Genomic DNA, 596 nt, shown 5'->3' with positions numbered 1-596 from the left:
GACCCAACTGATGGATGTAGTTTAGTAGCAGCGAATCAGGATGCGACACCAAGTGGAGCCTGGAATGCATTAGACTGTGATGAGGATGGAGTTACCAACGGACAAGAGATTACAGATGGTACCGACCCAACTGATGGATGTAGTTTAGTAGCAGCGAATCAGGATGCGACACCAAGTGCAGCCTGGAATGCATTAGACTGTGATGAGGATGGAGTTACCAACGGACAAGAGATTACAGATGGTACTGACCCAACTGACGGATGTAGTTTAGTAGCAGCGAATCAGGATGCGACACCAAGTGCAGCCTGGAATGCATTAGACTGTGATGAGGATGGAGTTACCAATGGACAAGAGATTACAGATGGTACTGACCCAACTGACGGATGTAGTTTAGTAGCAGCGAATCAGGATGCGACACCAAGTGCAGCCTGGAATGCATTAGACTGTGATGAGGATGGAGTTACCAACGGACAGGAGATTACAGATGGTACTGACCCAACTGATGGATGTAGTTTAGTAGCAGCGAATCAGGATGCGACACCAAGTGGAGCCTGGAATGCATTAGACTGTGATGAGGATGGAGTTACCAACGGACA

General features: G+C 48.0%; 1 protein-coding gene. It reads left to right on the top strand.

Going from position 1 to position 596, the window contains the following annotated elements; all coding sequences use genetic code 11:
* On the top strand, nucleotides 1-596 hold a 596-nt coding region (locus ACFSTE_RS15985), incomplete at both ends, for a hypothetical protein (protein WP_378298285.1).

This window comes from Aquimarina hainanensis, assembly GCF_042684685.1.
Lineage (GTDB): Bacteria > Bacteroidota > Bacteroidia > Flavobacteriales > Flavobacteriaceae > Aquimarina > Aquimarina hainanensis.
This window is presented reverse-complemented; position numbering and strand designations above follow the sequence as displayed.